The sequence below is a fragment of the Polynucleobacter sp. 15G-AUS-farblos genome, assembly GCF_018882445.1.
Classification (GTDB): Bacteria; Pseudomonadota; Gammaproteobacteria; order Burkholderiales; family Burkholderiaceae; genus Polynucleobacter.
Window position 1 is genome coordinate 46,022 of record NZ_JACVOM010000006.1, and the last position, 20,213, is coordinate 66,234.

At 44.4% G+C, this 20,213-nt stretch carries 21 protein-coding genes and 1 tRNA gene; 13 read left to right on the forward strand and 9 right to left on the reverse strand.

Features of this window, described 5'->3' with window-relative positions:
• Window positions 1-44 precede the first annotated feature (44 nt).
• Window positions 45-1,280, reverse strand: a complete 1,236-nt coding sequence (locus tag ICN41_RS10115; RefSeq protein ID WP_216292806.1) for a cupin domain-containing protein — start codon at window positions 1,278-1,280, stop codon at window positions 45-47.
• A gap of 52 nt (window positions 1,281-1,332) precedes the next feature.
• Here ICN41_RS10115 and ICN41_RS10120 point away from each other — a divergent pair, with 52 nt between their 5' ends.
• The gene (locus ICN41_RS10120; RefSeq protein WP_216292961.1) at window positions 1,333-1,935 is read left to right on the forward strand and encodes a peptidylprolyl isomerase; all 603 of its coding nucleotides are present in this window, start codon (window positions 1,333-1,335) and stop codon (window positions 1,933-1,935) included.
• A gap of 23 nt (window positions 1,936-1,958) precedes the next feature.
• Here the strand turns inward: ICN41_RS10120 and cysE are convergent, their stop codons facing one another.
• The gene (cysE, locus tag ICN41_RS10125; protein ID WP_216292807.1) at window positions 1,959-2,726 is read right to left on the reverse strand and encodes a serine O-acetyltransferase; all 768 of its coding nucleotides are present in this window, start codon (window positions 2,724-2,726) and stop codon (window positions 1,959-1,961) included.
• A 23-nt stretch (window positions 2,727-2,749) separates the two neighbouring features.
• Entirely contained in the window at window positions 2,750-3,493 is a 744-nt protein-coding gene (locus ICN41_RS10130) for an RNA methyltransferase (RefSeq protein ID WP_216292808.1), read from the reverse strand.
• 143 nt (window positions 3,494-3,636) lie between these two features.
• Here ICN41_RS10130 and ICN41_RS10135 point away from each other — a divergent pair, with 143 nt between their 5' ends.
• Window positions 3,637-4,425: an inositol monophosphatase family protein gene (locus ICN41_RS10135; RefSeq protein WP_216292809.1), complete on the forward strand. Its 789-nt coding sequence runs from the start codon at window positions 3,637-3,639 to the stop codon at window positions 4,423-4,425.
• Window positions 4,426-4,441: 16 nt separating this feature from the next.
• On the opposite strand, the gene ICN41_RS10140 is transcribed toward ICN41_RS10135, so the two are convergent.
• The 3 genes from ICN41_RS10140 to ICN41_RS10150 are packed head-to-tail and all read right to left on the reverse strand — an operon-like array spanning window position 4,442 to window position 6,607.
• The gene (locus ICN41_RS10140; protein ID WP_216292810.1) at window positions 4,442-5,248 is read right to left on the reverse strand and encodes a UDP-2,3-diacylglucosamine diphosphatase; all 807 of its coding nucleotides are present in this window, start codon (window positions 5,246-5,248) and stop codon (window positions 4,442-4,444) included.
• A complete protein-coding gene (locus ICN41_RS10145) occupies window positions 5,245-5,748 on the reverse strand; it encodes a peptidylprolyl isomerase (RefSeq protein WP_216292811.1) in 504 nt (167 codons plus the stop codon). Before ICN41_RS10145 ends, ICN41_RS10140 begins: the two co-directional genes overlap by 4 nt.
• Window positions 5,723-6,607, reverse strand: a complete 885-nt coding sequence (locus ICN41_RS10150) for a M48 family metallopeptidase (protein WP_216292812.1) — start codon at window positions 6,605-6,607, stop codon at window positions 5,723-5,725. The genes ICN41_RS10145 and ICN41_RS10150 overlap by 26 nt, the downstream gene beginning before the upstream one ends.
• Before the next feature lie 86 nt (window positions 6,608-6,693).
• Between ICN41_RS10150 and cysS the strand changes: the two genes are divergently transcribed.
• From cysS to ICN41_RS10180, 6 genes are all read left to right on the forward strand, one after another.
• A complete protein-coding gene (cysS, locus tag ICN41_RS10155; RefSeq protein WP_216292813.1) occupies window positions 6,694-8,115 on the forward strand; it encodes a cysteine--tRNA ligase in 1,422 nt (473 codons plus the stop codon).
• A complete protein-coding gene (locus tag ICN41_RS10160; RefSeq protein WP_216292814.1) occupies window positions 8,115-8,771 on the forward strand; it encodes a DNA-3-methyladenine glycosylase in 657 nt (218 codons plus the stop codon). The genes cysS and ICN41_RS10160 overlap by 1 nt, the downstream gene beginning before the upstream one ends.
• Window positions 8,772-8,780: 9 nt before the next feature.
• A complete protein-coding gene (locus tag ICN41_RS10165; protein ID WP_216292815.1) occupies window positions 8,781-9,752 on the forward strand; it encodes an acetyl-CoA carboxylase carboxyltransferase subunit alpha in 972 nt (323 codons plus the stop codon).
• Window positions 9,718-11,034 (forward strand): tRNA lysidine(34) synthetase TilS, encoded by a 1,317-nt coding sequence (gene tilS, locus ICN41_RS10170; RefSeq protein ID WP_216292816.1) that lies wholly within the window; start codon window positions 9,718-9,720, stop codon window positions 11,032-11,034. Before ICN41_RS10165 ends, tilS begins: the two co-directional genes overlap by 35 nt.
• A 65-nt stretch (window positions 11,035-11,099) precedes the next feature.
• Window positions 11,100-12,350: an aspartate kinase gene (locus ICN41_RS10175; RefSeq protein ID WP_216292817.1), complete on the forward strand. Its 1,251-nt coding sequence runs from the start codon at window positions 11,100-11,102 to the stop codon at window positions 12,348-12,350.
• 89 nt (window positions 12,351-12,439) lie between these two features.
• A tRNA-Ser gene (locus ICN41_RS10180) sits at window positions 12,440-12,534 on the forward strand.
• 221 nt (window positions 12,535-12,755) lie between these two features.
• On the opposite strand, the gene ICN41_RS10185 is transcribed toward ICN41_RS10180, so the two are convergent.
• Window positions 12,756-12,935, reverse strand: a complete 180-nt coding sequence (locus ICN41_RS10185) for a hypothetical protein (protein WP_216292818.1) — start codon at window positions 12,933-12,935, stop codon at window positions 12,756-12,758.
• 301 nt (window positions 12,936-13,236) lie between these two features.
• On the opposite strand from ICN41_RS10185, the gene ICN41_RS10190 reads away from it, so the two are divergent.
• Window positions 13,237-13,479, forward strand: coding sequence for a hypothetical protein (locus ICN41_RS10190; RefSeq protein WP_216292819.1), 243 nt, complete (start codon window positions 13,237-13,239; stop codon window positions 13,477-13,479).
• Entirely contained in the window at window positions 13,476-14,084 is a 609-nt protein-coding gene (locus ICN41_RS10195; RefSeq protein WP_216292820.1) for an SRPBCC family protein, read from the forward strand. The genes ICN41_RS10190 and ICN41_RS10195 overlap by 4 nt, the downstream gene beginning before the upstream one ends.
• A gap of 1 nt (window position 14,085) precedes the next feature.
• Here ICN41_RS10195 and asd read toward each other — a convergent pair whose 3' ends face one another.
• Window positions 14,086-14,970 carry an archaetidylserine decarboxylase gene (gene asd / locus ICN41_RS10200; protein WP_255537976.1) on the reverse strand — a complete coding sequence of 295 codons (885 nt, stop codon included), beginning with the start codon at window positions 14,968-14,970 and terminating at the stop codon, window positions 14,086-14,088.
• A gap of 60 nt (window positions 14,971-15,030) precedes the next feature.
• On the opposite strand from asd, the gene ICN41_RS10205 reads away from it, so the two are divergent.
• On the forward strand, window positions 15,031-16,713 hold the full coding sequence (locus ICN41_RS10205; protein ID WP_255537977.1) for an aminotransferase class III-fold pyridoxal phosphate-dependent enzyme: 1,683 nt from the start codon (window positions 15,031-15,033) through the stop codon (window positions 16,711-16,713).
• Here the strand turns inward: ICN41_RS10205 and ICN41_RS10210 are convergent.
• Window positions 16,699-17,343 carry a hypothetical protein gene (locus tag ICN41_RS10210; protein WP_216292822.1) on the reverse strand — a complete coding sequence of 215 codons (645 nt, stop codon included), beginning with the start codon at window positions 17,341-17,343 and terminating at the stop codon, window positions 16,699-16,701. The two genes, ICN41_RS10205 and ICN41_RS10210, sit on opposite strands and share 15 nt — an antisense overlap.
• Before the next feature lie 146 nt (window positions 17,344-17,489).
• Between ICN41_RS10210 and ICN41_RS10215 the strand changes: the two genes are divergently transcribed.
• Together ICN41_RS10215 and lplT are read left to right on the forward strand one after the other, a co-directional pair.
• Window positions 17,490-18,731 carry a glycosyltransferase family 1 protein gene (locus tag ICN41_RS10215; protein ID WP_216292823.1) on the forward strand — a complete coding sequence of 414 codons (1,242 nt, stop codon included), beginning with the start codon at window positions 17,490-17,492 and terminating at the stop codon, window positions 18,729-18,731.
• Window positions 18,728-20,029: a lysophospholipid transporter LplT gene (gene lplT, locus ICN41_RS10220; protein WP_216292824.1), complete on the forward strand. Its 1,302-nt coding sequence runs from the start codon at window positions 18,728-18,730 to the stop codon at window positions 20,027-20,029. Before ICN41_RS10215 ends, lplT begins: the two co-directional genes overlap by 4 nt.
• Window positions 20,030-20,213: the final 184 nt, after the last annotated feature.

The following is a 20,213-nucleotide window of genomic DNA, read 5'->3' on the forward strand; positions in this document are numbered from 1 at the left end:
GGATTATCCCTAGGTATATTCCAGTATTTATTATATCCATCTATCTATTCGGATCGGAAAACTAACCATCCAGATAAATAGGCCTCATAGAGACTTGAGGTTTCAAGGGATCGAAGCCCTTTCTGAGTCAGTGCTTTGTGGGCAGCAAGAGTGCGCCAAGCCCCTTTGATTTGAGTGGTTTGTCCTTGGGTAACCATCTCTCCATTGCAGTAAATATGAGGACGCAGGCTTAGGATTCGGGTTTGTGGGTGGGGTACTAAGGGTTGGAAGCTTATTTTTTGAGCAAATTGACTTGGCGATAGAGGGGTGGATGGACCTTTAAAGAAGGCCTCTTGCTTCGGTTCAGTGAGATAAGCTGTGATCCCAGGTAAAAACTGATTGATTTGATCGAGCTTTAAACCAGCAAGCTTCTTTTCTAATTGTGTGATCAGTTCCCTTGGCAGTTCTTCTGGGTTAGTGCTTGCCTCTTGTTTAGGGTCAGCAAATTTTTCTTCTAATTCAGGAATACCCTCTAAGGATTCGGCTAGTCTCCACAAACCCTCTTGAAGTAGCTCTTTAAAACTAGGGGAGCGAAATCCAACAGACCAAGTTTGGCAGCCTGCATCGAGAGCAATGCCGTCATGTGCAATATGCGGTGGCAAATACAGCATGTCTCCAGGCTCTAAAACCCATTCTTGCTCTACCTGAAAGTGCTGCAATATTTTGAGTGGCAGATTTGGATTGAGTCTTAAATCTTTTTGTGCGGAGATGCGCCATTGTCTTCTGCCAGACATCTGAAGTAAAAACACATCATACGAATCAAAATGAGGCCCAACGCCACCACCAACCCCGGCGATGCTAATCATTAAATCATCTAGACGTGCATCTGGAATAAAGCGAAACCAGGACAGTACGGTTGCAGCAGCAGGATGGTGCGCCTCCATGCCCTGAAGTAACAAGGTCCAATCCTTTCGATCTATTTTGGGAATGGATGATTTCTTAAATGGACCCGATTCAAAACTCCAGGGCTTGGACTGAACTAAGCGAGACTCCACCATTTCATCTGTGGCTAACTTAAAGAGCTCGGATTCAGAAATGGGACTACTCAATTCTTGTTGATTTTTCTTGGCAAGTGCAAAAGCAGGGATGGCCCCTCTGACCAAAAGTGGCTTTTTATGCCAATACCTTTTCATGAATAGCTCGGGGCTAATTCCCCCAAATAATGCCCATGGCTGGTTTAAAGGCAGGTTTTTTGGAGCCTCTGGAGGTTGATAGGGCTTGCTCAAGTAAAATAATGACATAAGTAAAAGCTTGATAGAAATTGATTAAAAACGTATGTTTGATAAGTTCCGCATGAAGATTGAAAAAAATACCATCGTTTCCCTTCGTTATAAGTTAACCGATGCGCAAAATAATGTCATCGAAGAACCCGATTCTCCGATGGTATACCTGCACGGTGGCTACGAGGGCACTTTTCCTAAAATTGAGACTTTGCTTGATGGTCAAGACATCGGCTATGAAGCCACCATTCAGTTAGAGCCTAATGAGGCATTTGGGGAATACGATCCGGAATTGCTCAAAATAGAGCCACGCACCCGTTTTCCTGAGCCTCTAGAAGTCGGCATGCAATTTGAAGGCGTACCCGATGCAGATGAAGAGTCTGCTGAAGCTGGCGATGATGATGCTGATGATGAGCCGTTAATTTATACCGTGACCGACGTTGCTGATAATCAAGTGGTACTTGATGGTAATCATCCACTAGCAGGAATGGCATTGCGTTTTTGGGTTCAGGTAGAAGATGTCCGCGCAGCCACTGAAGATGAGATCGAAAATCGACACCCAGAAGGTGGTGAAAGCTTCTCATTTGGGATGCCAAATGATGATGGCGACGATGAAGAGGAATTTCCGGGGAGCAATCTCAGTTCAGGGGAAGCTAATCCTCGCACATTGCACTAACAAACAGATTATCAAGCTCAGTATTACTCTTTAAGCCATTCCTTAATGGCGTCTAGGTCACGCTTGGTGTCACTTGCAGCTGTTGCATCACCTGGCACAGCAGGCGTGTTATTGAGCTTAGCAATCATTTTCTCCAAAGCGGCAATTTTCGCTTCTTGTTCAATCGTGGCATCGATCAAACCCTTGAGCGCCATCGAAACGGGATCATCTACATTCGGTGTAACACCATAAGCAGAAAAATATTCTTTCGTTTTGCTATCTGCGCTTTGTGGCAAATCCGGATGCAAGATCCGCGCCGGAATACCAACGGCAGTAGCGCCTGCTGGAATTTCTTTAAGTGCAACAGCATTTGAACCTACGCGAGCGCCATCACCCACAGTGAAGCCACCAAGCACTTTTGCTCCTGCACTTACAACAACGCCTTTACCTAAAGTAGGGTGGCGCTTAACACCTTTATATAGAGAAGTACCACCCAAGGTGACGCCTTGATAAATGGTGCAGTCATCACCAATTTCAGTAGTCTCGCCGATCACAATCCCAAGGCCATGATCTAAAAAAACCCGGCGGCCAATCTTGGCGCCCGGATGGATTTCGATGCCGGTTAAGAAACGCGCAAACACAGACAATAGACGCGCGATCAACTTGAGACCTATGCCCCATAAAAAATGGGAGACACGGTGGAACCAAACAGCATGCAAACCTGGATAGCAAGTAATGACCTCAAGTCGATTTCTAGCAGCGGGATCTCGAACAATGATCGAGTCGACGTGGTCAAAAAGGGAATTAAACATAACTCGATTTTAACGGGATGTGCTTATTTTCTCAGGAGCATCTGCTTTGCAATGCCCCGTAAAAGATCAATTTCTTCTTTTTGGAGCCGACTGCGGGCAAATAAGGCCTGTAATCGCGCCATTAATTTCTTGGGATTAGCGGGGTCTAGATAGCCAATCGCTTCTAAGCCAGAGCGCCAATGCTCAAGCATGGCGGAGATTGCGGCAGGATCCGCATAGTCAATCTGATCTAGGCTTGTTGTAACGCCCACAGACTCTATATTTAAGGTCTCTCTAAGGGTGAAAGCGCAAACCATCAGGGCTTGAGCTAGGTTCAGAGAGGGGTATTCTGGGTTGGCATCAAGCCATACGCGATGGGTGCATAGGGCAAGGTGCTGGTTATCAAGGCCAGTCCGCTCAGGGCCAAACATCAAAGCCACTCTTTGCCCAGCCTGAACCGTTTGGCTAATGAGGGTGCGAGCCTCTACCCAATTTAGTGAGGGTGGCCCAAACTCTCGGTCGCGACTGGTTAAGCCAAGCACTAGCGAGCATGTTTCAACTGCTGACTCTAAAGAGTCGCTTTCTTGGGAGCTCAAGAGCACATCGCCTGCCCCGCTAGCTAAGGCAATTGCTTCAGGTTCTTGGGCAATATTCGGGATACGAGGATGAATGAGGCGCAGATCATGAAAACCCATGGTTTTTAAAGCCCGGGCAGCTGATCCAACATTCCCAGGATGGCTAGTCTCTACCAGTACCCAGCGAAGGAGTTGAGCTTGTTTGGAATTCATGGTCGTATTGGGCAGGGATGGCTTTAGGGTAATAAATGCAAATCGTTTAGAATCAGTCTGTTAGCTTCGTATTGTCATGCAGTTTTGTGCTTTTGCTTGGCAATATTACAGGCTTGTTCTTATTTAATTTGTCCATCAATACTATGCATCCCATGTTAAATGTGGCCGTGAAGGCTGCCCGTCGTGCTGGAACCGTGATCAATCGCGCTTCATTGAATTTAGAGCGCTTACAGGTTGATCGTAAACAGCATAATGATTTTGTAACCGAGGTGGACAAAGCTGCAGAAGCAGCCATCATTGAAACACTCAGTGAGGCTTATCCAAGCCATGGATTTTTGGCTGAAGAAACAGGCGAACACAATGTCGATGCTGAGAATGTTTGGATCATTGATCCATTAGATGGCACAACCAATTTTATTCACGGATTTCCGCAATACGCAGTATCAATCGCTTTGGCGGTCAACGGTGTTACGCAGCAGGCAGTGGTTTATGACCCTACTCGCGATGAATTATTCACTGCAACACGTGGAGCAGGTGCGTATTTAGATCGACGTCGTTTACGTGTCGGTAGTCAAGATCGTTTGGCAAATTCTTTAATCGGTACTGGATTTCCCTATCGTGAAGATCAAGACTTAGAAAAGTATTTGAAAATCTTTGCAGAGATGTCGCGCCAGTGTGCGGGATTGCGTCGTCCTGGTGCTGCTTCATTGGACTTAGCTTATGTTGCTGCAGGTCGATACGATGGATTTTTTGAGAGCGATCTCAAGCCATGGGATATGGCTGCTGGTGCATTGCTGATTACTGAAGCAGGTGGGCTAGTTGGTAACTACCGTGGCGAAGAAGGTTTCTTGAAAAGCGGTGAGGTTATGGCAGCGAACCCTCGCATTTATGCACAGATGGTGCAATGTCTCTCTAAATATTCAAATTGCTAACAGGCTTAAAACAGCCCTAAAGAAGGCTGTTTTCTTGTGGCTTGATGAGATCGATAAATCGCGGTCCTAGGCTGTCAATATAGAGTGCATTAGCCTTAGGCAATACGCTTTCAGGGTGATCTAGATCCCAATCAGAAAGCACCCAGCGTTGCCAGGATTGTTCGCCCAATTGTTCGTGGTGATGCGCGGTGAGGTGGGTATGTCCATGAATCAAGCGTGTCTCAGTATGCTCGCGTAAGAGTGCAGCACAGGCTTCCTGAGTCACATTCATTTTGATGCGATATTCAGGTGATGGCACGCGTGCAGCACTTTCGCTTTGTGTATGACTATTGCTACGCAATTGCTTTGCTATAGACAGACGCCAATCCAGCGGTAGACGTAAAAATAGCTTTTGCAACCATGGCTTGCGTACCCATGTTCTAAATACTTGATAGCCCACATCGGCAGTGCAGAGTGCATCGCCATGACTCAGGATGTATTGGGTGCCAGCAATATCCATTCGTGCAGGATCAGGCAATAAAGTCATGCCTGTCCTTTTTAGAAAATCAGCGCCGACTAAAAAGTCTCGATTTCCATGAATATAAAAAGTATCTACCTTAGTTGAGAGGGTGGCTAGTGCACGCCTGACTTCTTGCTGAAAAGGGGATGGGCTTGCTGCATCATCGCCCACCCAGTATTCAAATAGATCTCCCAAAATAAAAACAGCCTCAACTTTGGGGCCATCTTTTTCGCAGAAATCAAAAAAACGTTGCGCCGTCAGTGGCATTGACGGCGTGAGATGCAGGTCTGATATGAGCAGGGCGCTCGAGTATTGCGGGATCATTCCTCGAGAACGGTAGCCTTCTCAATGACAACATCTTCAGCAGGAACATCTTGATGAAAACCTGAGCTACCAGTTTTCACCTTACGAATTTTGTCAACGACGTCAAGACCATCAGTCACTTTTCCAAAAACGGCGTAACCCCAGCCTTGGGCATTTGGTGCAGTGTGGTTTAAGAAGTCATTGTCATTGACGTTGATAAAGAACTGGGCCGTAGCGGAGTGGGGATCGCTAGTGCGAGCCATAGCAACTGTGCCACGCTCATTTTTCAAACCATTGTTGGCTTCATTTTCAATTTCAGCACCAGTCGGTTTTTGTTTCATTCCAGCAGTCATGCCGCCGCCTTGAATCATGAAGTTATCAATGACGCGATGGAAAATAGTGCCATCGTAGTGACCGCTTTTGACATACTGCAAAAAATTAGCAACGCTCTTAGGCGCCTTAGCAGAATCAAGAGTGAGGGTGATATCACCCTGATTAGTTTTTAACAGTACTTTCGCCATTGTTTGGTCTACTTTCTGGAAGGTTAGTTGGTGAGGTTGTATTACGGTTTGCGTCATTAGTGCTAGCCGGCCTAACTGGAGTATTTCCGGCTGGGCGTCTAGCTGGTGGCTTGAGAACGTCTAACAAGGCCTTGGCTCGAAGGGTGTACTGACGTTGATTAGTCTGGGCGCCTTTGGCGGCATTCTCGTAGGCCTGAGCGCCAAGACGAATGTAGATCTCACCTAAGTTGGCTGCAGCAATCGCATAAGTGGGGCGCAGTTTTAAAGCAAGCTCTAAATAGTCTCTTGCCTCAATCCAATTGCCTTGGTTTGCGGCAATGGCTGCCAAATTGTTGTAAGGCTCAGGTAGTTCTGGAAATTGTTGCGTAATTTCAACTAAGGTTTTCTTGGCATCATCAAACTTACGCATCTCGATTTGGAGCCGCGCTTTCACAAATCGAATTTGTACATTTCGTGGATTGGCCTTGAGTTGTTGGTTGATGAGATTGACTGCATCTTGAAATTGCCGTGCCTTGACTAATCTTTCTACATCTGGCGGCACTGCATTTTTAGGAATAGGGTCTGGCTCAATAATCAGAAAAGAAAGAAAAGGAATAGCAACAGTTTCTGAGAGCTCTGGGTTTAAGGGGTCATATCCCGAATCGGCAGATAGTCTAGGGGGGTCAGAAGGGCTGTAACCTCCCAAATAGGGTTGGGTAGCAGCCAGTGGAGAATTCATCCTTTGTGCATTAAGGGCGGAAAGCTCTGCTTGAGTGCGCTCTTGGGCGGGGGTAGTACAGCCTCCCAATAAGATGAGCGATAAGCCAGCTATCAGGGCTGTTAATAGGGCTGGACGCGGTACGGAGACGGTTACAGACATAAGAGAAGGGTTTAAAACGGGCTCATTCGATATACTCAGCGCTCAGTCTAACAAATTGGCGCTACTTGCCCAACCTTTATAGCCCTATGCTGCAAATCTATAACACCCTTAGTCGATCAAAACAGGTCTTTAAGCCCATCGTACCGGGTCAGGTGAAAATGTATGTCTGCGGCATGACAGTGTATGACTTTTGCCATATTGGGCATGCCAGGGTCATGATTGTGTTTGATATGGTCGTACGCTGGCTACGGGCAAGCGGTTACGAAGTCCTTTATGTGCGCAATATCACGGATATTGACGACAAGATTATTAATCGGGCCATTGAGAATGGTGAGCCTATTTCAGCCCTGACTCAGCGCTTCATTGATGCTATGCATGCCGACTCAGATCAGCTTGGTTTGATGCATCCTGATCTGGAGCCTAGAGCAACCGATTACATTACCCAAATGCAAGGCATGATTGGTAAGCTCATCCAAAATGAATTGGCATATCAAGCTGATGATGGGGATGTCAATTTTGCAGTGCGCTTACTTCCTGACTATGGTCGCCTCTCTGGGAAATCATTAGATGAACTTAATGCAGGAGAGCGTGTAGCAGTCACAGGCGGTAAACGTGACCCACTGGATTTTGTGTTGTGGAAAAGCGCTAAGCCAGAAGAGCCGGCAGATACGCGCTGGAAATCGCCTTGGGGTGAAGGGCGACCAGGCTGGCACATTGAATGCTCTGCTATGTCTTGCGATTTACTAGGTGAGCACTTTGATATTCATGGCGGAGGTGCCGACTTACAGTTTCCTCATCATGAGAACGAGATTGCACAAAGTGAAGGTGCTTTGTATGGCAAAAATCGTACTGCGGATGATGCGCCATTTGTAAATTATTGGATGCACAACGGCCACATTCGGGTCAATGAAGAGAAGATGTCTAAGTCTCTAGGTAATTTTTTCCTCATTCGAGATGTCCTAAAAAGTTTTGATCCAGAAGTGATTCGATTTTTCATGCTCAAAGCACACTATCGCAGTCCAATTAATTACAGTGATGCCCAATTGGAAGAGGCACGCTCAGGACTGGTACGACTGTATACCGCGCTAGCCCAAGCCTCAGAGGCAGGTGTTGAAGTATTGGATGCTGAAAACCCATGGGTAAAGCGTTTTACCGCTGCCATGAATGATGATTTCAATACACCTGAGGCGATCGCAGTTTTGTTTGACTTGGCGAGTGAAGTTAATCGGGCTCAAGATAATGAAAAGTCTAGACTGGCAAACACTCTCAAAAGTTTAGGTGCCGCGCTCCATTTCTTGCAACGAGAGCCAACACAATTTTTGCAGTCTGGAACTCAGGCTGAAGATGGTTTGAGTCCAGCTCAAATTGAAGAACAAATCACAGCGCGGGTAAGTGCAAAACAAGCAAAAGATTTTGCAAAAGCCGATTTGATTCGCAAGACGCTTTTAGAGCAGGGAATTGTTTTGGAAGATAAGCCGGGCGGCATTACAGAATGGCGTAGAGCATAGTGGCCGCTGTTATAGATGAAGTTATTATTGAGAAAGCTGCGCCCGAATATTGGGAGCAAGCATGTCGTGAGCTCATGAAGCAGGATCGTATTCTCAAAAAACTCATTCCGAAGTTTGGCTCAGTTTTTTTAGTCACCCGTGGTGATGCATTTAATACCCTTGCAAGATCCATTGTGGGACAGCAAATTTCTGTAGCTGCTGCTCAATCGGTTTGGAATAGAGTTTTGCTTGCCTCCAAAAACAAAGTGAATCCAAAAAATATCTTGGCTCTGTCTGTGGAAGAGTTGCGTGCCGCTGGATTGTCCGGACGCAAGGTTGAATACATCCGGGATTTAGCCGATCACTTTCATTCAGGTCGTTTGCATGCCTCCCAATGGAAGGATATGGAAGATGAAGATGTCATCAAGGAATTGAGTGATATTCGGGGAATTGGGCGTTGGACCGCCGAAATGTTCCTGATTTTTAACCTAGTACGGCCTAATATCTTGCCTTTAGACGATGTGGGCCTAATTAAGGCCATTTCCCTCAATTACTTCAGCGGAGAGCCTGTCAGCCGGCATGAAGCCCGTGAGGTAGCGGCAAATTGGGCCCCTTGGCGCACGGTTGCCACCTGGTATATGTGGAGAAGTATCGACCCCATTCCAGTTGAATATTAAAATCGACCTATGAAAACGACTTTCTTAGATTTTGAGCAATCAATCGCCGAACTAGAATCAAAGATTGAAGAGCTGCGTTTTGTTCAGGATGAATCCTCGGTAGATATTTCTGACGAGATCAAAACCCTGACAGAAAAGAGCATGCAGCTCACCAAGGATGTCTATGCAAACTTGACCCCATGGCAAGTTTCCCAAGTTGCGCGTCATCCCCAGCGTCCATACACCTTAGATTATGTGAATGCCTTGTTCACTGACTTTCATGAGTTGCATGGCGACCGTACTTTTGCAGATGATCAATCGATTATTGGCGGCCTAGCGCGTTTTGATGGTCAGCCTTGTATGGTGATTGGTCATCAAAAGGGGCGCGATACAAAAGAGCGCGCTCTCAGAAACTTTGGCATGAGTCGTCCAGAGGGTTATCGCAAGGCAATGCGCTTGATGCGTCTGGCTGAAAAATTTGGGCTCCCAGTATTTACCTTTGTTGACACCCCTGGGGCATTTCCAGGAATTGATGCGGAAGAGCGCAATCAATCTGAAGCGATTGGCCGTAACTTATATGTGCAAGCAGAGTTAACGGTACCCATTATTGCCACCATCATTGGTGAGGGTGGATCAGGTGGTGCGTTAGCAATCGCTATGGGCGATGTTGTGTTGATGTTGCAGAACTCAACGTACTCCGTGATTTCTCCTGAAGGATGTGCATCGATCTTGTGGAAAACAGCTGACAAGGCGCCCGAGGCTGCTGAACAGCTGGGCTTAACCGCCCAACGTATCAAGGCGCTGGGTTTGATTGACAAGATCGTAGCTGAACCTATTGGTGGCGCCCATCGTGATTACGACACGATGATGGTGAATATGCATAAAGCACTTGCCGAGTCATTAAAGACTTTCGATGGCATGAAAGAAGATGCGCTACTAGAGCGTCGTCATGAGCGTTTAATGAGTTATGGCAAGTTCAAGGAAATCACAGCCAAGTCCTAAGCTAGGAAAACGAATTGCGGTTGCCTTAAGTGGTGGCCTCGATTCGGTAGTGCTTCTCGATACTGTTTGCAAATCAGCATTAGCAAACAAAAATCCTCCAGAAATTTGGGCTTTTCATATTCATCATGGTTTGCAAAAGGCGGCTGATGAATGGTTTGTCTTTTGCGAAAAGCTCGCTAAAAAATACCAGATTCAATTTGATTTCAGACTCTTGCATTTGGGTGATGATGCCAAACAAGGTAATGTTGAAGCGAGAGCAAGGACTGCACGCTATGAAGCGCTAGCGGAGTTATGTGCTGATCATGGAGTTCAAGATTTACTGTTGGCACACCACCAAAATGATCAAGCTGAAACGGTACTCTTACAGCTCTTACGTGGGTCTGGTGTAGCAGGGCTGGCTGGGATGGCTCAGGCTCGCGAGCTCAAGCATGGGGATATTGCGATCACCTTATGGCGACCGCTGATTGCCCAAAGCAAAGTCGAGCTAGAGGCGTACGCCAAAACCAATAAGCTGAAATGGGTTGAAGACCCTAGCAATCAAAATATCCAATATCGTCGCAATGCAATTCGGAAAGACATCATTCCTAGATTAGAAAAAATCCAACCGGATGCCATTGCTAATTTAGCGCGTAGTGCCAATATCTTAGGACAGTCTCAGGCATTATTGGATCGCTTGGCTAAGCAAGATGGCAAGTTGATCATTGATAAATCAGGTTTAAAAGTGGCATTACTCATGACGCTGGCTGAGAACGATTTGCCTGCTGCTAATAATGTAGTGCGCTATTGGCTCAAGACGCATGATCTGGCGATGCCATCGCAAGAGCGTTTGGCCGCTTGGTGGAAAGATCTTGCCAGCGCCAAAAGGAAAAGGGATGCGCAGCTGGAGTGGTTGCATGATGAGCGCAAGATTCGGCTCTGGCGAGACTTATTGCAAGTTGCTGATGAACAAGCTGGTGAATGGGTATTTAAAAAGGTGAATACCAAGAGCAAAGAACCGGGCTTACCTGTGCAATGGGTGGAGGAGGCCTTGAACAATGGGCTGATTGAGGTGAGATCTAGGGTAGGGGCTGAAAAGATTCAAATTAAGCCTAACAGCCCTCGTAAATCGCTCAAGAATCTGTTTCAAGAGGGTGACATCCCTCCTTGGCAGCGGCAGGCTCCATTACTCTTTATTAAGCAGGAACTCGTTGCGGTAGCCGGGGTTGGGGTAAGTTATCCCCAATTAGTTCATTCAGGACCCCGAGTATTACCTGAGTGGCGCCAAGCAGGCTTTGAGGTTTAAAACCCTGTAAAATAGGGCCTTTTTAGACCCTTGGGGAACGCAGTTCCTCTTTAAAAGACGGTTTTATGGCTCTTATTGTTCATAAGTACGGCGGCACCTCGATGGGCTCAGTAGAGCGCATCGGTAATGTTGCTAAACGCGTAGCGAAATGGATGCGTGCAGGTCACCAGGTTGTGGTGGTTCCTTCTGCTATGTCTGGAGAAACCAATCGCTTGCTTGGCTTGGCAAAAGAAATTAATCCAGATGCACATCCTCGCGAGTTAGATCAAATTGCATCGACAGGCGAACAAGTGAGTTCTGGTCTTTTGGCCTTGGCTTTAATGCGCGAAGGAATCGATGCAGTCAGCTATGCTGGTTGGCAAGTGACAGTGCATACGGATTCTGCTTTTACTAAAGCACGCATTAAAAGTATTGATGATAAAAAAATCTTAGCTGATCTCAATGCTGGACGTGCAGTCGTTGTCACTGGATTTCAGGGAGTTGATCCAGAAGGCAATATCACTACCTTAGGTCGTGGTGGTTCAGATACTTCTGCCGTCGCAATGGCCGCGGCTCTAAAAGCTGATGAGTGCTTAATTTATACCGACGTTGATGGTGTTTACACCACAGACCCACGTGTTTGTGAAGATGCACGTCGTTTAGATAAGATCACTTTTGAAGAGATGCTGGAGATGGCCAGCTTAGGTTCAAAAGTATTGCAGATTCGTTCTGTAGAGTTTGCAGGTAAGTACAAAGTTAAAACCCGCGTTCTGTCTTCTTTGACAGATCCCTTGATCCCCCTTGATCAAGAGATGAAGTCGGGCACCTTGATTACATTTGAAGAGGACAGCACTATGGAAGCCGCCGTTATTTCCGGTATCGCCTTTGCGCGTGATGAAGCAAAGATTACCGTTCTTGGCGTACCTGATCGCCCAGGAATTGCTTATCAAATCCTAGGCCCAATTGCCGATGCCAATATTGATGTTGACATCATCATCCAGAATCAATCTGTTGATGGTAAGACTGACTTTACTTTTACCGTACCGCGTTCAGACTATCAAAAGGCCTTGGACTTATTAAAGAACACAGTGCAATCTCAGATAGAAGCCAAAGAAATCTCAGGTGATCCAAAGGTGTCTAAGGTTTCTGTTGTGGGTGTTGGTATGCGTTCGCACGTTGGTGTTGCCAGCAAAATGTTCCGCACCTTGTCAGAAGAGGGCATCAACATCTTGATGATCTCCACCAGTGAAATCAAGATTTCAGTAGTGATTGATGAGAAATATATGGAATTAGCAGTACGTGCTTTGCATAAGGCATTTGAGCTGGATCAGAAGTAATTAGAAGTAAAAAGGCATCAAAAACGCAGTAAAACCCTCAGCAGACGGTAATCCGTTAAACTGTGGGTCGTTGTAAGAGTAACAAGTACGGAGACGTGGCCGAGCTGGTCGAAGGCACTCCCCTGCTAAGGGAGCATCGGGGCTAAAACTCTGATCGGAGGTTCGAATCCTCTCGTCTCCGCCAAGTACTTTGGCAACCTACCTGCTTTTTGCTATATACAACAAAGACTTAGCCCCCTAACCGGGGCTTTTTCTTTAATACTCCCGCTTACCAGTACGCTTACCACTCAAACAATATTTGATTCCAGATATGTGGCTATGCAGTGGGAGTTATGAATCTCTTATTTCACTAAAAGATCAATAGAGCTTGCTTGCTGCGTAGATAAGCAAAATAGAATTTAAGGCTTAATTTTCTAAGTCTTCACTACCTTCATCAATCTTGTAATTAAGCTCCGGTTTTTTAGTAGCCGCTGCCACCGCTTTTCTTTTATCTACATGCGCTGGATCAGTTAAGTAGCACCACCCGAAAAATGGGATTGGTTCTAGCGCCGCTTTTTCTCTGTCTTCTGTGGTAAATGTGGTCATCATTGCCCCCAAAAATTTAGGAATGGTTACTTACGGGCTGTTAGAGCAAGCTGAGGAGACCGGAAAGGAGCAGAATTGCTCTTCATCTCCCATAAGTAGGCTTTCAGTTTGACCTGTTTAGTGTGACATTTCTATCTCAGATAGAAATATTTTTTAATAAATTTTAAGAGGTGAAATTGTCATATTTGGGCTTGATATCAAGACCTCAAATGTGACAATGACATTTAAAAATTCATATAGCTGTCATATAAAAAGAAGAGGATCACAGTCAAGTTCAATGCCAAATTGAAGGGGGTAGAAATTGCTAGATCAAAATCCTAATGACAAGGTTATTCATTTAAGAAGAATGGCTGCAGAATATTTTCAAAAAGCAGCATGGAATCAATTATTGGCTTTAGATAATTATCAAAAGAATAATCTCTTAGCTGCTGAACGTTTTGCCCAACTCTCTTTTGATGATCAAATGAATGGGGTAGAGTGTGCAGAACTGGCCGATGCTGAGTCACTAGTATTGCTTGATCTCAATATTGAGGGAGAATATTGAACATTGCCAATTCATTATCCTGGCTCAGCAGTTCTACTGTGAAGAAAATATTTCTTTTATGTTTGCTAATAGGCGGCCAATCTTGTTATGCAGTCACAGAGCTACCCCCTTATGATTTGCAGGTACTTATAGAAAAAGCGGGAGCAGCTTTTAAGGTACAAGCAAGCTACTTAGCGCCAGTTAGCCAGTGCGAGGCTTATACCTTTTTGACAGATTATGAGGACGTAAAAACGACTCCAGGAATTGTTGAATCTAAGATACGTAGAAGAAATGGCAATAAGGTTACCGTTGAAAGGCTTATTGAGGAGCGGGTTTTATTATTCCCTATTCAACTGCGTTATGAAGTGGAGTTTACGGAGCTACCACAGCAGGGTCTGAACTTTAAACAGATTAAAGGCGATAACAAAGCCTTTTCTGGTACATGGCGACTGCATACCAATGAGAAGGGTGTGCTGGTACGATATTCCAGCATCATGGAGCCAGATTCTGTCATTCCGAATGGGGTAATAGAATATTTCATGAGAAATAATATTCGGAAGGGCTTCGAAATGATGGCTGAGGGGATGGAGCGCAGCCGCGATACTCTGAGTTTGGCCTGTAAATAGCCTATCTTTCTAACGAGTATTCAAATAAAGCTTCGCCCATACGAACGTGGTCGCCCAAATTGAAGCTTGGTAGCAGGCGATAATTTTTTGGAGCAAAAACAATAATAGTTGAGCCATGCTGAAACCAGCCTAATTCTTCTCCGCGAGTGACAGCAACATCACAGTCAATCTCATTGGGGCCTTTGTACTGTAGATGGAGGAGGAGATTAATACAGTGCATTCGAATACTCGCAACAAGAATGGCTGCTACAGGCACTAGAGACAGAGTTTTATTTTCAACGCTATTATCTGGATGGTCTATTTCACATTCAATTACGGCTCTTTCATTCTTGCAAAAGAGTCGTTCAACCCGCTTTAGTGCAATCGGGTTTACATTCCAAGTATCACCAGAGATATAAGTGATTTTTCTGATCCGCATTGCCGTTGGAGCATGAAATCGGTGGTACATGCTTGAAGTGAGTCGTAAGGTTACGTATTCACATCCCTCATAACTCTTGGCTAAGCTCTTGTTGGGAATTAGGTCTTCTATGTCGTAAGGAAAGCCCTTGGCTTGAAAAATTTCTCCATTGCTCACTCTTCCGAATGCTCCAATCAGTGCATCACACGGGCTCACTAGATTATTCAAGTCTTGATTAATTGGTCTTGCATTGGGCTTAAGTTCACGCGTAAAGCAGGCATGCATACTTTTAAAGTGCTGACTCTTAGCTTCCGATAAATCAAGTGCAGAAAAGAATTTCCAAACCTGGATAGAGATATAGGCAATCACAGGGTTTTCAATTTGACTAAACCAGCCAATAAAACGAGTAAGCGTATTGCGGGGGATGCGATTAGTCAGAAGAAAATTGAGGTCTTCCTGGGACAGAATGCTTTGGATGGTCTTTTTCATTGACATAATTTTGTCAAACAAATGAAGTAAAAGTGTCAAGAAAGATCAATTGGAGTATTTATGAATAGTTGGATCGCATTAAGTATATTCGGAGCAGGGATTGGAGTGTGGATTACTCGTAAGGTCTATACAAGATTGCAGCTATCTAAGGCCAAACATCCATCTCTGGCCGGACACTCACGCATGGCAAAGAGGGTAGCCCGTTTAATTCCTTTTTACTCCTTTAATCCAGAGGCCTTTTTTAAAGTCGATGGTGCGCCAGAAAATATCGCCTCCCTAAGGGAGGCTGGTTTTATGCGCTTATCGCATATTTATCAAGGCCGTTTTGCAAAATCGGTTGCCTTGACAAATCAGGCTGCTAAAAACATATCAGATCTGCAATTCACAGGCAGGTATCGAGTACCCTTTCAATTTAGCCCCTTTGTTAGCGAGCATTTGAAATCCGGCAGCTTTATGCAGTCGTCATCTGGGGTTACCTTGACTGATTTAGATGGCAATGTCTTTTATGACTTAACTGGGTCATATGGCGTCAATGTACTCGGATATGATTTTTATAAAAAGGCCATTGAAGATGGGGCCAAACGTGTTTCTGAGCTAGGGCCTGTCTTAGGGTTTTACAACCCCATTGTTGCGGACAACGTAAGGCGTTTGACAGCCATTTCGGGATTAGATGAAATATCCTTTCATATGTCTGGTACAGAGGCCGTAATGCAGGCGGTGCGCTTAGCCCGTTACCATACAAAGCGTAGCCATGTGGTGCGGTTTAATGGCGCCTATCACGGTTGGTGGGAAGATGTTCAGCCTGGCATAGGTAATCCACTCCCTCCCCGGGAAACCTACACACTAAAGGAGATGGATCAAGATACCTTGCGTGTGCTTCGCAACCGAAAAAATATTGCTTGTGTATTAGTGAATCCATTGCAGGCTATGCATCCGAATAAAGGAGCGCCCGGTGACTCATCTCTCTTAGACAGCTCGCGTACTGCGCATTATGACCGCGCCGCCTATACCAAATGGCTCCAAGAATTAAGAGAAGTGTGTACAAAAAATGGAATTGTTCTCATTTTTGATGAGGTATTCGTAGGATTTCGTTTGGCTCAGGGCGGCGCGCAAGAATACTTTGGCGTCCGGGCAGATATGGTGACTTACGGTAAAACCTTGGGAGGTGGCTTACCGATTGGGGTGGTGTGTGGGCGTAGTGATCTAATGAAGCGGTTTAGAGAAGAAAAGCCTGCCGACATCTGTTTTGCAAGGGGGACTTTTAACTCGCACCCCTATGTCATGGGGGCGATGCAAGTATTTTTAGAGCAACTTGAAACTCCAGCTATCAAAAAAATGTATGAAGATTTAGATGAAGTTTGGAATCGCCGCGCTAATCTCTTTAATGAAAAATTAATTTCATTAGATTTGCCAGTCAGGGTTGCCAATATGTCTAGTATTTGGACTATCTATTTCACTGAGCCTAGCCGCTATAACTGGATGTTTCAGTACTATTTGAAGGAACAAGGTCTAGCGCTGAGCTGGATTGGGACGGGAAGATTTATTTTTAGTCTGAACTATAGTGATGCAGACATGCTGGCCGTCCTAGAGCGCTTTATTGCTGCAGCCCAGTCTATGAAGCAGGATGCTTGGTGGTGGAATGGAAGCGGGCTAAGCAATAAAGCGATTAAACGTCAAATCCTCAAAGAGATGCTATTCGGAAGAAAAGACAACCAATATGCACCTGCATTAGGAGTTGATTGAACCTAGGTTTTCTTCGTTGAGCTCAAGGTGGTTCATCGGGTCGATGAGTTGTCCACGTAATAAGTACAAGGGCGCAGTTGCATAAATTTTTGCATCATGGAATGGGTCCGTGATAATTTTAGTCATCCATGCCAGGGCAGCTTCAACGTCATGAATGAAAAAGAGATGGAAAGTGCGGAAAAGCACGCCACCAACACCAAGCCATAGCCACAGGAGGCCGGTTTGTCGAATAAAGCCTTCTGTATTTGTGAAGGTATTTAAGGCAACAAATTTTTGCAAGAATACGGGGTTGAAGTAAACCAATACTGGGATTGCTGCCCAAATGGATAAAAGAACAATTTTTCTATTAAGGTTGTAGCCTACTTTAATTTCTTCTTTGTACTCATGTGTGGCTTTATTCACTTCGTCATAACCCTTTGGCTCAAAAAAGAAATGACCGCTTTGACGAGTTGTCATGGCAACAAGCCAAGCAAGCAATGAAGCTGCAATGGGATCTGTAAACAATAAAAAATAGGCAGTTAAGAAACTCAGAGCACTAACAAGGTGTAGTGATTGATTGATGCGGCTATGGTGATAATAACGATGATCGTCCCAGCGCTGTTTTTTTAGGGTTTCAAAAAATTGAATCAATTTTGGATCCTCTGAATATTAAAGTGCTTCATTACAAAAATATTAAACTCACCCATATTTACAATTTATTTGTGACAATTTTAAGACATGTAAATAAATTCACAATGTCATAAAACTGTTATTTTCTTCGAGAATACTCGGTAGCAATGACTTCAAATGCCCTGGAAAAAGATAGCAATCTAATGCCGAATGTTTCAGTTAAGGTTGCTATTGTTACGGAAACATATCCTCCAGAGGTTAATGGGGTAGCAAGCACAATCGCTAGATTCATTAAGGGTTTAGCTGAAATGGGGCATGACATTACACTCATCCGGCCGCGTCAGGGATCAAAAGATATACCCAAGTATGAATCTCATTTCAAAGAAATACTGACATTGGGAGTGCCTATACCGGGTTACAGCTCGCTTAGGATGGGGCTTCCTCAAAAAAATATGCTGTTAAAGCAATGGGCATCTGATAGACCTAATCTTGTCCATATTGTTACCGAAGGTCCTCTCGGCTGGTCAGCGCTGGAGGCGGCTAAAAAATTAAATATTCCTATTTGTTCAGATTTCCGAACAAATTTCGATGCTTATTCAACCCACTATGGAATGAGCTTCCTAAAAAATCCGATTCAAAGGTATCTTCGATATTTTCATAACCATAGCAACTTCACAATGGTGCCGACTCAGGAGCTCAAAAATCAATTGCTCAACAATGGTTTTGAGAGGCTCAGAGTACTGGCTAGAGGAGTGGATACTGAATTATTTAATCCATCAAAGCGTTGTCAAGAATTGCGTAATCATTGGGGGGTTAAAGACCATGAAAACGTGGTCTTATGTGTTGGTAGACTTGCTTCAGAGAAAAATTTAAATGTCACTGTAGAGACTTTTAAAGCAATGTTACAAGTTAATCCAAATTTGAAAATGGTATGGGTTGGCGATGGACCTGAAAAAGGGGCTTTAAAGTTAAGTTGCCCAAATAGCATCTTTGCTGGAGTGAAGAGGGGTGAAGCTCTTGCAAGCCATTATGCTAGCGGAGATATCTTTTTATTTTCTAGTCTGAGTGAAACATTTGGTAATGTAACGATCGAAGCGATGGCTAGTGGTTTAGCCGTTTTGGCGTATGACTACGCAGCAGCTCAGCAATTTATAGATCATGGCGCCAATGGATTTTTAGCTAATCCAAATGAGGTCAACTCATTTATTACAGCAGGCCTTGAGCTAATAAAAGACGATGTTAATTTGGAAAATTTGAGAGCCCAGGCAAGGCAAACAACCCTAGAAATTTCATGGGAACAAGTTACTAAAAAATTAGAAAATAATTATCACGATTTAATACTAAATTCCCATTCAAAAGATAAGCTAGCTTCATCGCCTGTTTTAAGAGAAATTTTTATTAAGCAATGAATCGTGTTTTCTATACGATAGCTTTCTCACAATTTCTATCATCATTAGCAGATAACGCATTACTCATAGTATCCATTGCTCTTTTAGTTGCAATGCAAGAGCCGGATTGGGTATCCCCCTTACTCAAGATTTCTTTTGTATTACCTTATGTTCTTTTTGCCCCATTTGTAGGTGCTTTTGCAGACTCCAGACCTAAAGGCCAGGTGATGTTGATTTCTAATGTGCTAAAGGCCAGCGGTTGCGGCATGATGCTTTTTGGAATGCATCCATTATTAGGGTATGGCATCGTTGGTATAGGTGCCGCCTTATACGCACCCGCAAAATATGGAATTTTGACTGAGTTATTGCCATCAGACAAGTTGGTGGCTGCAAATGGTTGGATGGAAGGCCTCATTATTGGTTCTATTATTTTTGGGACCTTGTTAGGAGGATTTCTCATTAGCGATTTTCTGCATGATTTTTTCCAGCTGTTTAATCTAGACTTCATAAAGGGTGATATTTCAAGCTCTACAGCCATAGCCATCCTATTAATTTCAGTTATTTATACATCGGCCGCTTTACTCAATTTACCTCTATTGAAGGTGGGATTTAGCTATCAAAAGTTGAACCTACATTGCGGTAATTTGGTACGGGATTTTTCCACCTGTTTTGTGAGTCTGTGGCGAGATCGGCTAGGTAAGCTCTCCTTAACTGTGACCACCTTATTTTGGGGTGCTGGAGCAACCCTTCAATTCCTGATGTTGAAATGGGCTGAGTATGCCTTACATATGAATCTTTCTGAGAGCGCTGCTTTACAAGCCGTTTCTGCAATAGGAGTTGCAGCAGGGGCTGTTTATGCGGCATGCAAAGTCTCTTTACAGAATTCTGCTAACGTATTGCCCTACGGTGCACTGATGGGCTTAGTCGTCTGCATCATGGGCATGTATAGCGATGACCTTTTACCGCCAATCGTTCTTTTGCACCTGTATTCAATTCAATTAACCTTGAACGTTTTGCCGGCCTATTTTTTATTAATGCTATTGGGCTGGTTATCGGGTTATTTTGTAGTTCCAATGAATGCCTTGTTACAGCATCGGGGGCATTCACTAATGGCAACCGGGCAATCTATCGCCGTTCAGGGTTTTAGTGAGAATTTATCGGTGTTATTTATGCTTCTCATCTACTCAATTCTCCTTTGGATAAATATCAGCTTACCGCTCATCATTATTGGTTTTGGCGGTACTGTCTTTTTGGCTATGGTGTTGATTATGTATCAGTATTTTGGGTCAAAAAATAGCACTCTAAATGCGATTACCTAAAAAGCTAAGCCCCCATACTTTTTGAAATCTTGCTTTTAACTAGTATGTCGGGTTTTGCGCAACATATTCAGTATGGGGTTGGGCCATATTGCCATGAGGACATTAATCCCAAAACTAAGTGAATATCTATAAACATAAATTGTCATTAAATGTTCATAAGATTGACACACATCACTTCAAATTC

Bases quoted from the DNA above. Each gene is read 5' to 3' on its own strand.
- ICN41_RS10115 (WP_216292806.1), bottom strand. From the start codon at position 1,280: ATGTCATTATTTTACTTGAGCAAGCCCTATCAACCTCCAGAGGCTCCA.
- ICN41_RS10120 (WP_216292961.1), top strand. From the start codon at position 1,333: ATGAAGATTGAAAAAAATACCATCGTTTCCCTTCGTTATAAGTTAACC.
- cysE (WP_216292807.1), bottom strand. From the start codon at position 2,726: ATGTTTAATTCCCTTTTTGACCACGTCGACTCGATCATTGTTCGAGAT.
- ICN41_RS10130 (WP_216292808.1), bottom strand. From the start codon at position 3,493: ATGAATTCCAAACAAGCTCAACTCCTTCGCTGGGTACTGGTAGAGACT.
- ICN41_RS10135 (WP_216292809.1), top strand. From the start codon at position 3,637: ATGCATCCCATGTTAAATGTGGCCGTGAAGGCTGCCCGTCGTGCTGGA.
- ICN41_RS10140 (WP_216292810.1), bottom strand. From the start codon at position 5,248: ATGATCCCGCAATACTCGAGCGCCCTGCTCATATCAGACCTGCATCTC.
- ICN41_RS10145 (WP_216292811.1), bottom strand. From the start codon at position 5,748: ATGGCGAAAGTACTGTTAAAAACTAATCAGGGTGATATCACCCTCACT.
- ICN41_RS10150 (WP_216292812.1), bottom strand. From the start codon at position 6,607: ATGTCTGTAACCGTCTCCGTACCGCGTCCAGCCCTATTAACAGCCCTG.
- cysS (WP_216292813.1), top strand. From the start codon at position 6,694: ATGCTGCAAATCTATAACACCCTTAGTCGATCAAAACAGGTCTTTAAG.
- ICN41_RS10165 (WP_216292815.1), top strand. From the start codon at position 8,781: ATGAAAACGACTTTCTTAGATTTTGAGCAATCAATCGCCGAACTAGAA.
- tilS (WP_216292816.1), top strand. From the start codon at position 9,718: ATGGCAAGTTCAAGGAAATCACAGCCAAGTCCTAAGCTAGGAAAACGA.
- ICN41_RS10175 (WP_216292817.1), top strand. From the start codon at position 11,100: ATGGCTCTTATTGTTCATAAGTACGGCGGCACCTCGATGGGCTCAGTA.
- ICN41_RS10185 (WP_216292818.1), bottom strand. From the start codon at position 12,935: ATGACCACATTTACCACAGAAGACAGAGAAAAAGCGGCGCTAGAACCA.
- asd (WP_255537976.1), bottom strand. From the start codon at position 14,970: ATGAAAAAGACCATCCAAAGCATTCTGTCCCAGGAAGACCTCAATTTT.
- ICN41_RS10205 (WP_255537977.1), top strand. From the start codon at position 15,031: ATGAATAGTTGGATCGCATTAAGTATATTCGGAGCAGGGATTGGAGTG.
- ICN41_RS10215 (WP_216292823.1), top strand. From the start codon at position 17,490: ATGACTTCAAATGCCCTGGAAAAAGATAGCAATCTAATGCCGAATGTT.
- lplT (WP_216292824.1), top strand. From the start codon at position 18,728: ATGAATCGTGTTTTCTATACGATAGCTTTCTCACAATTTCTATCATCA.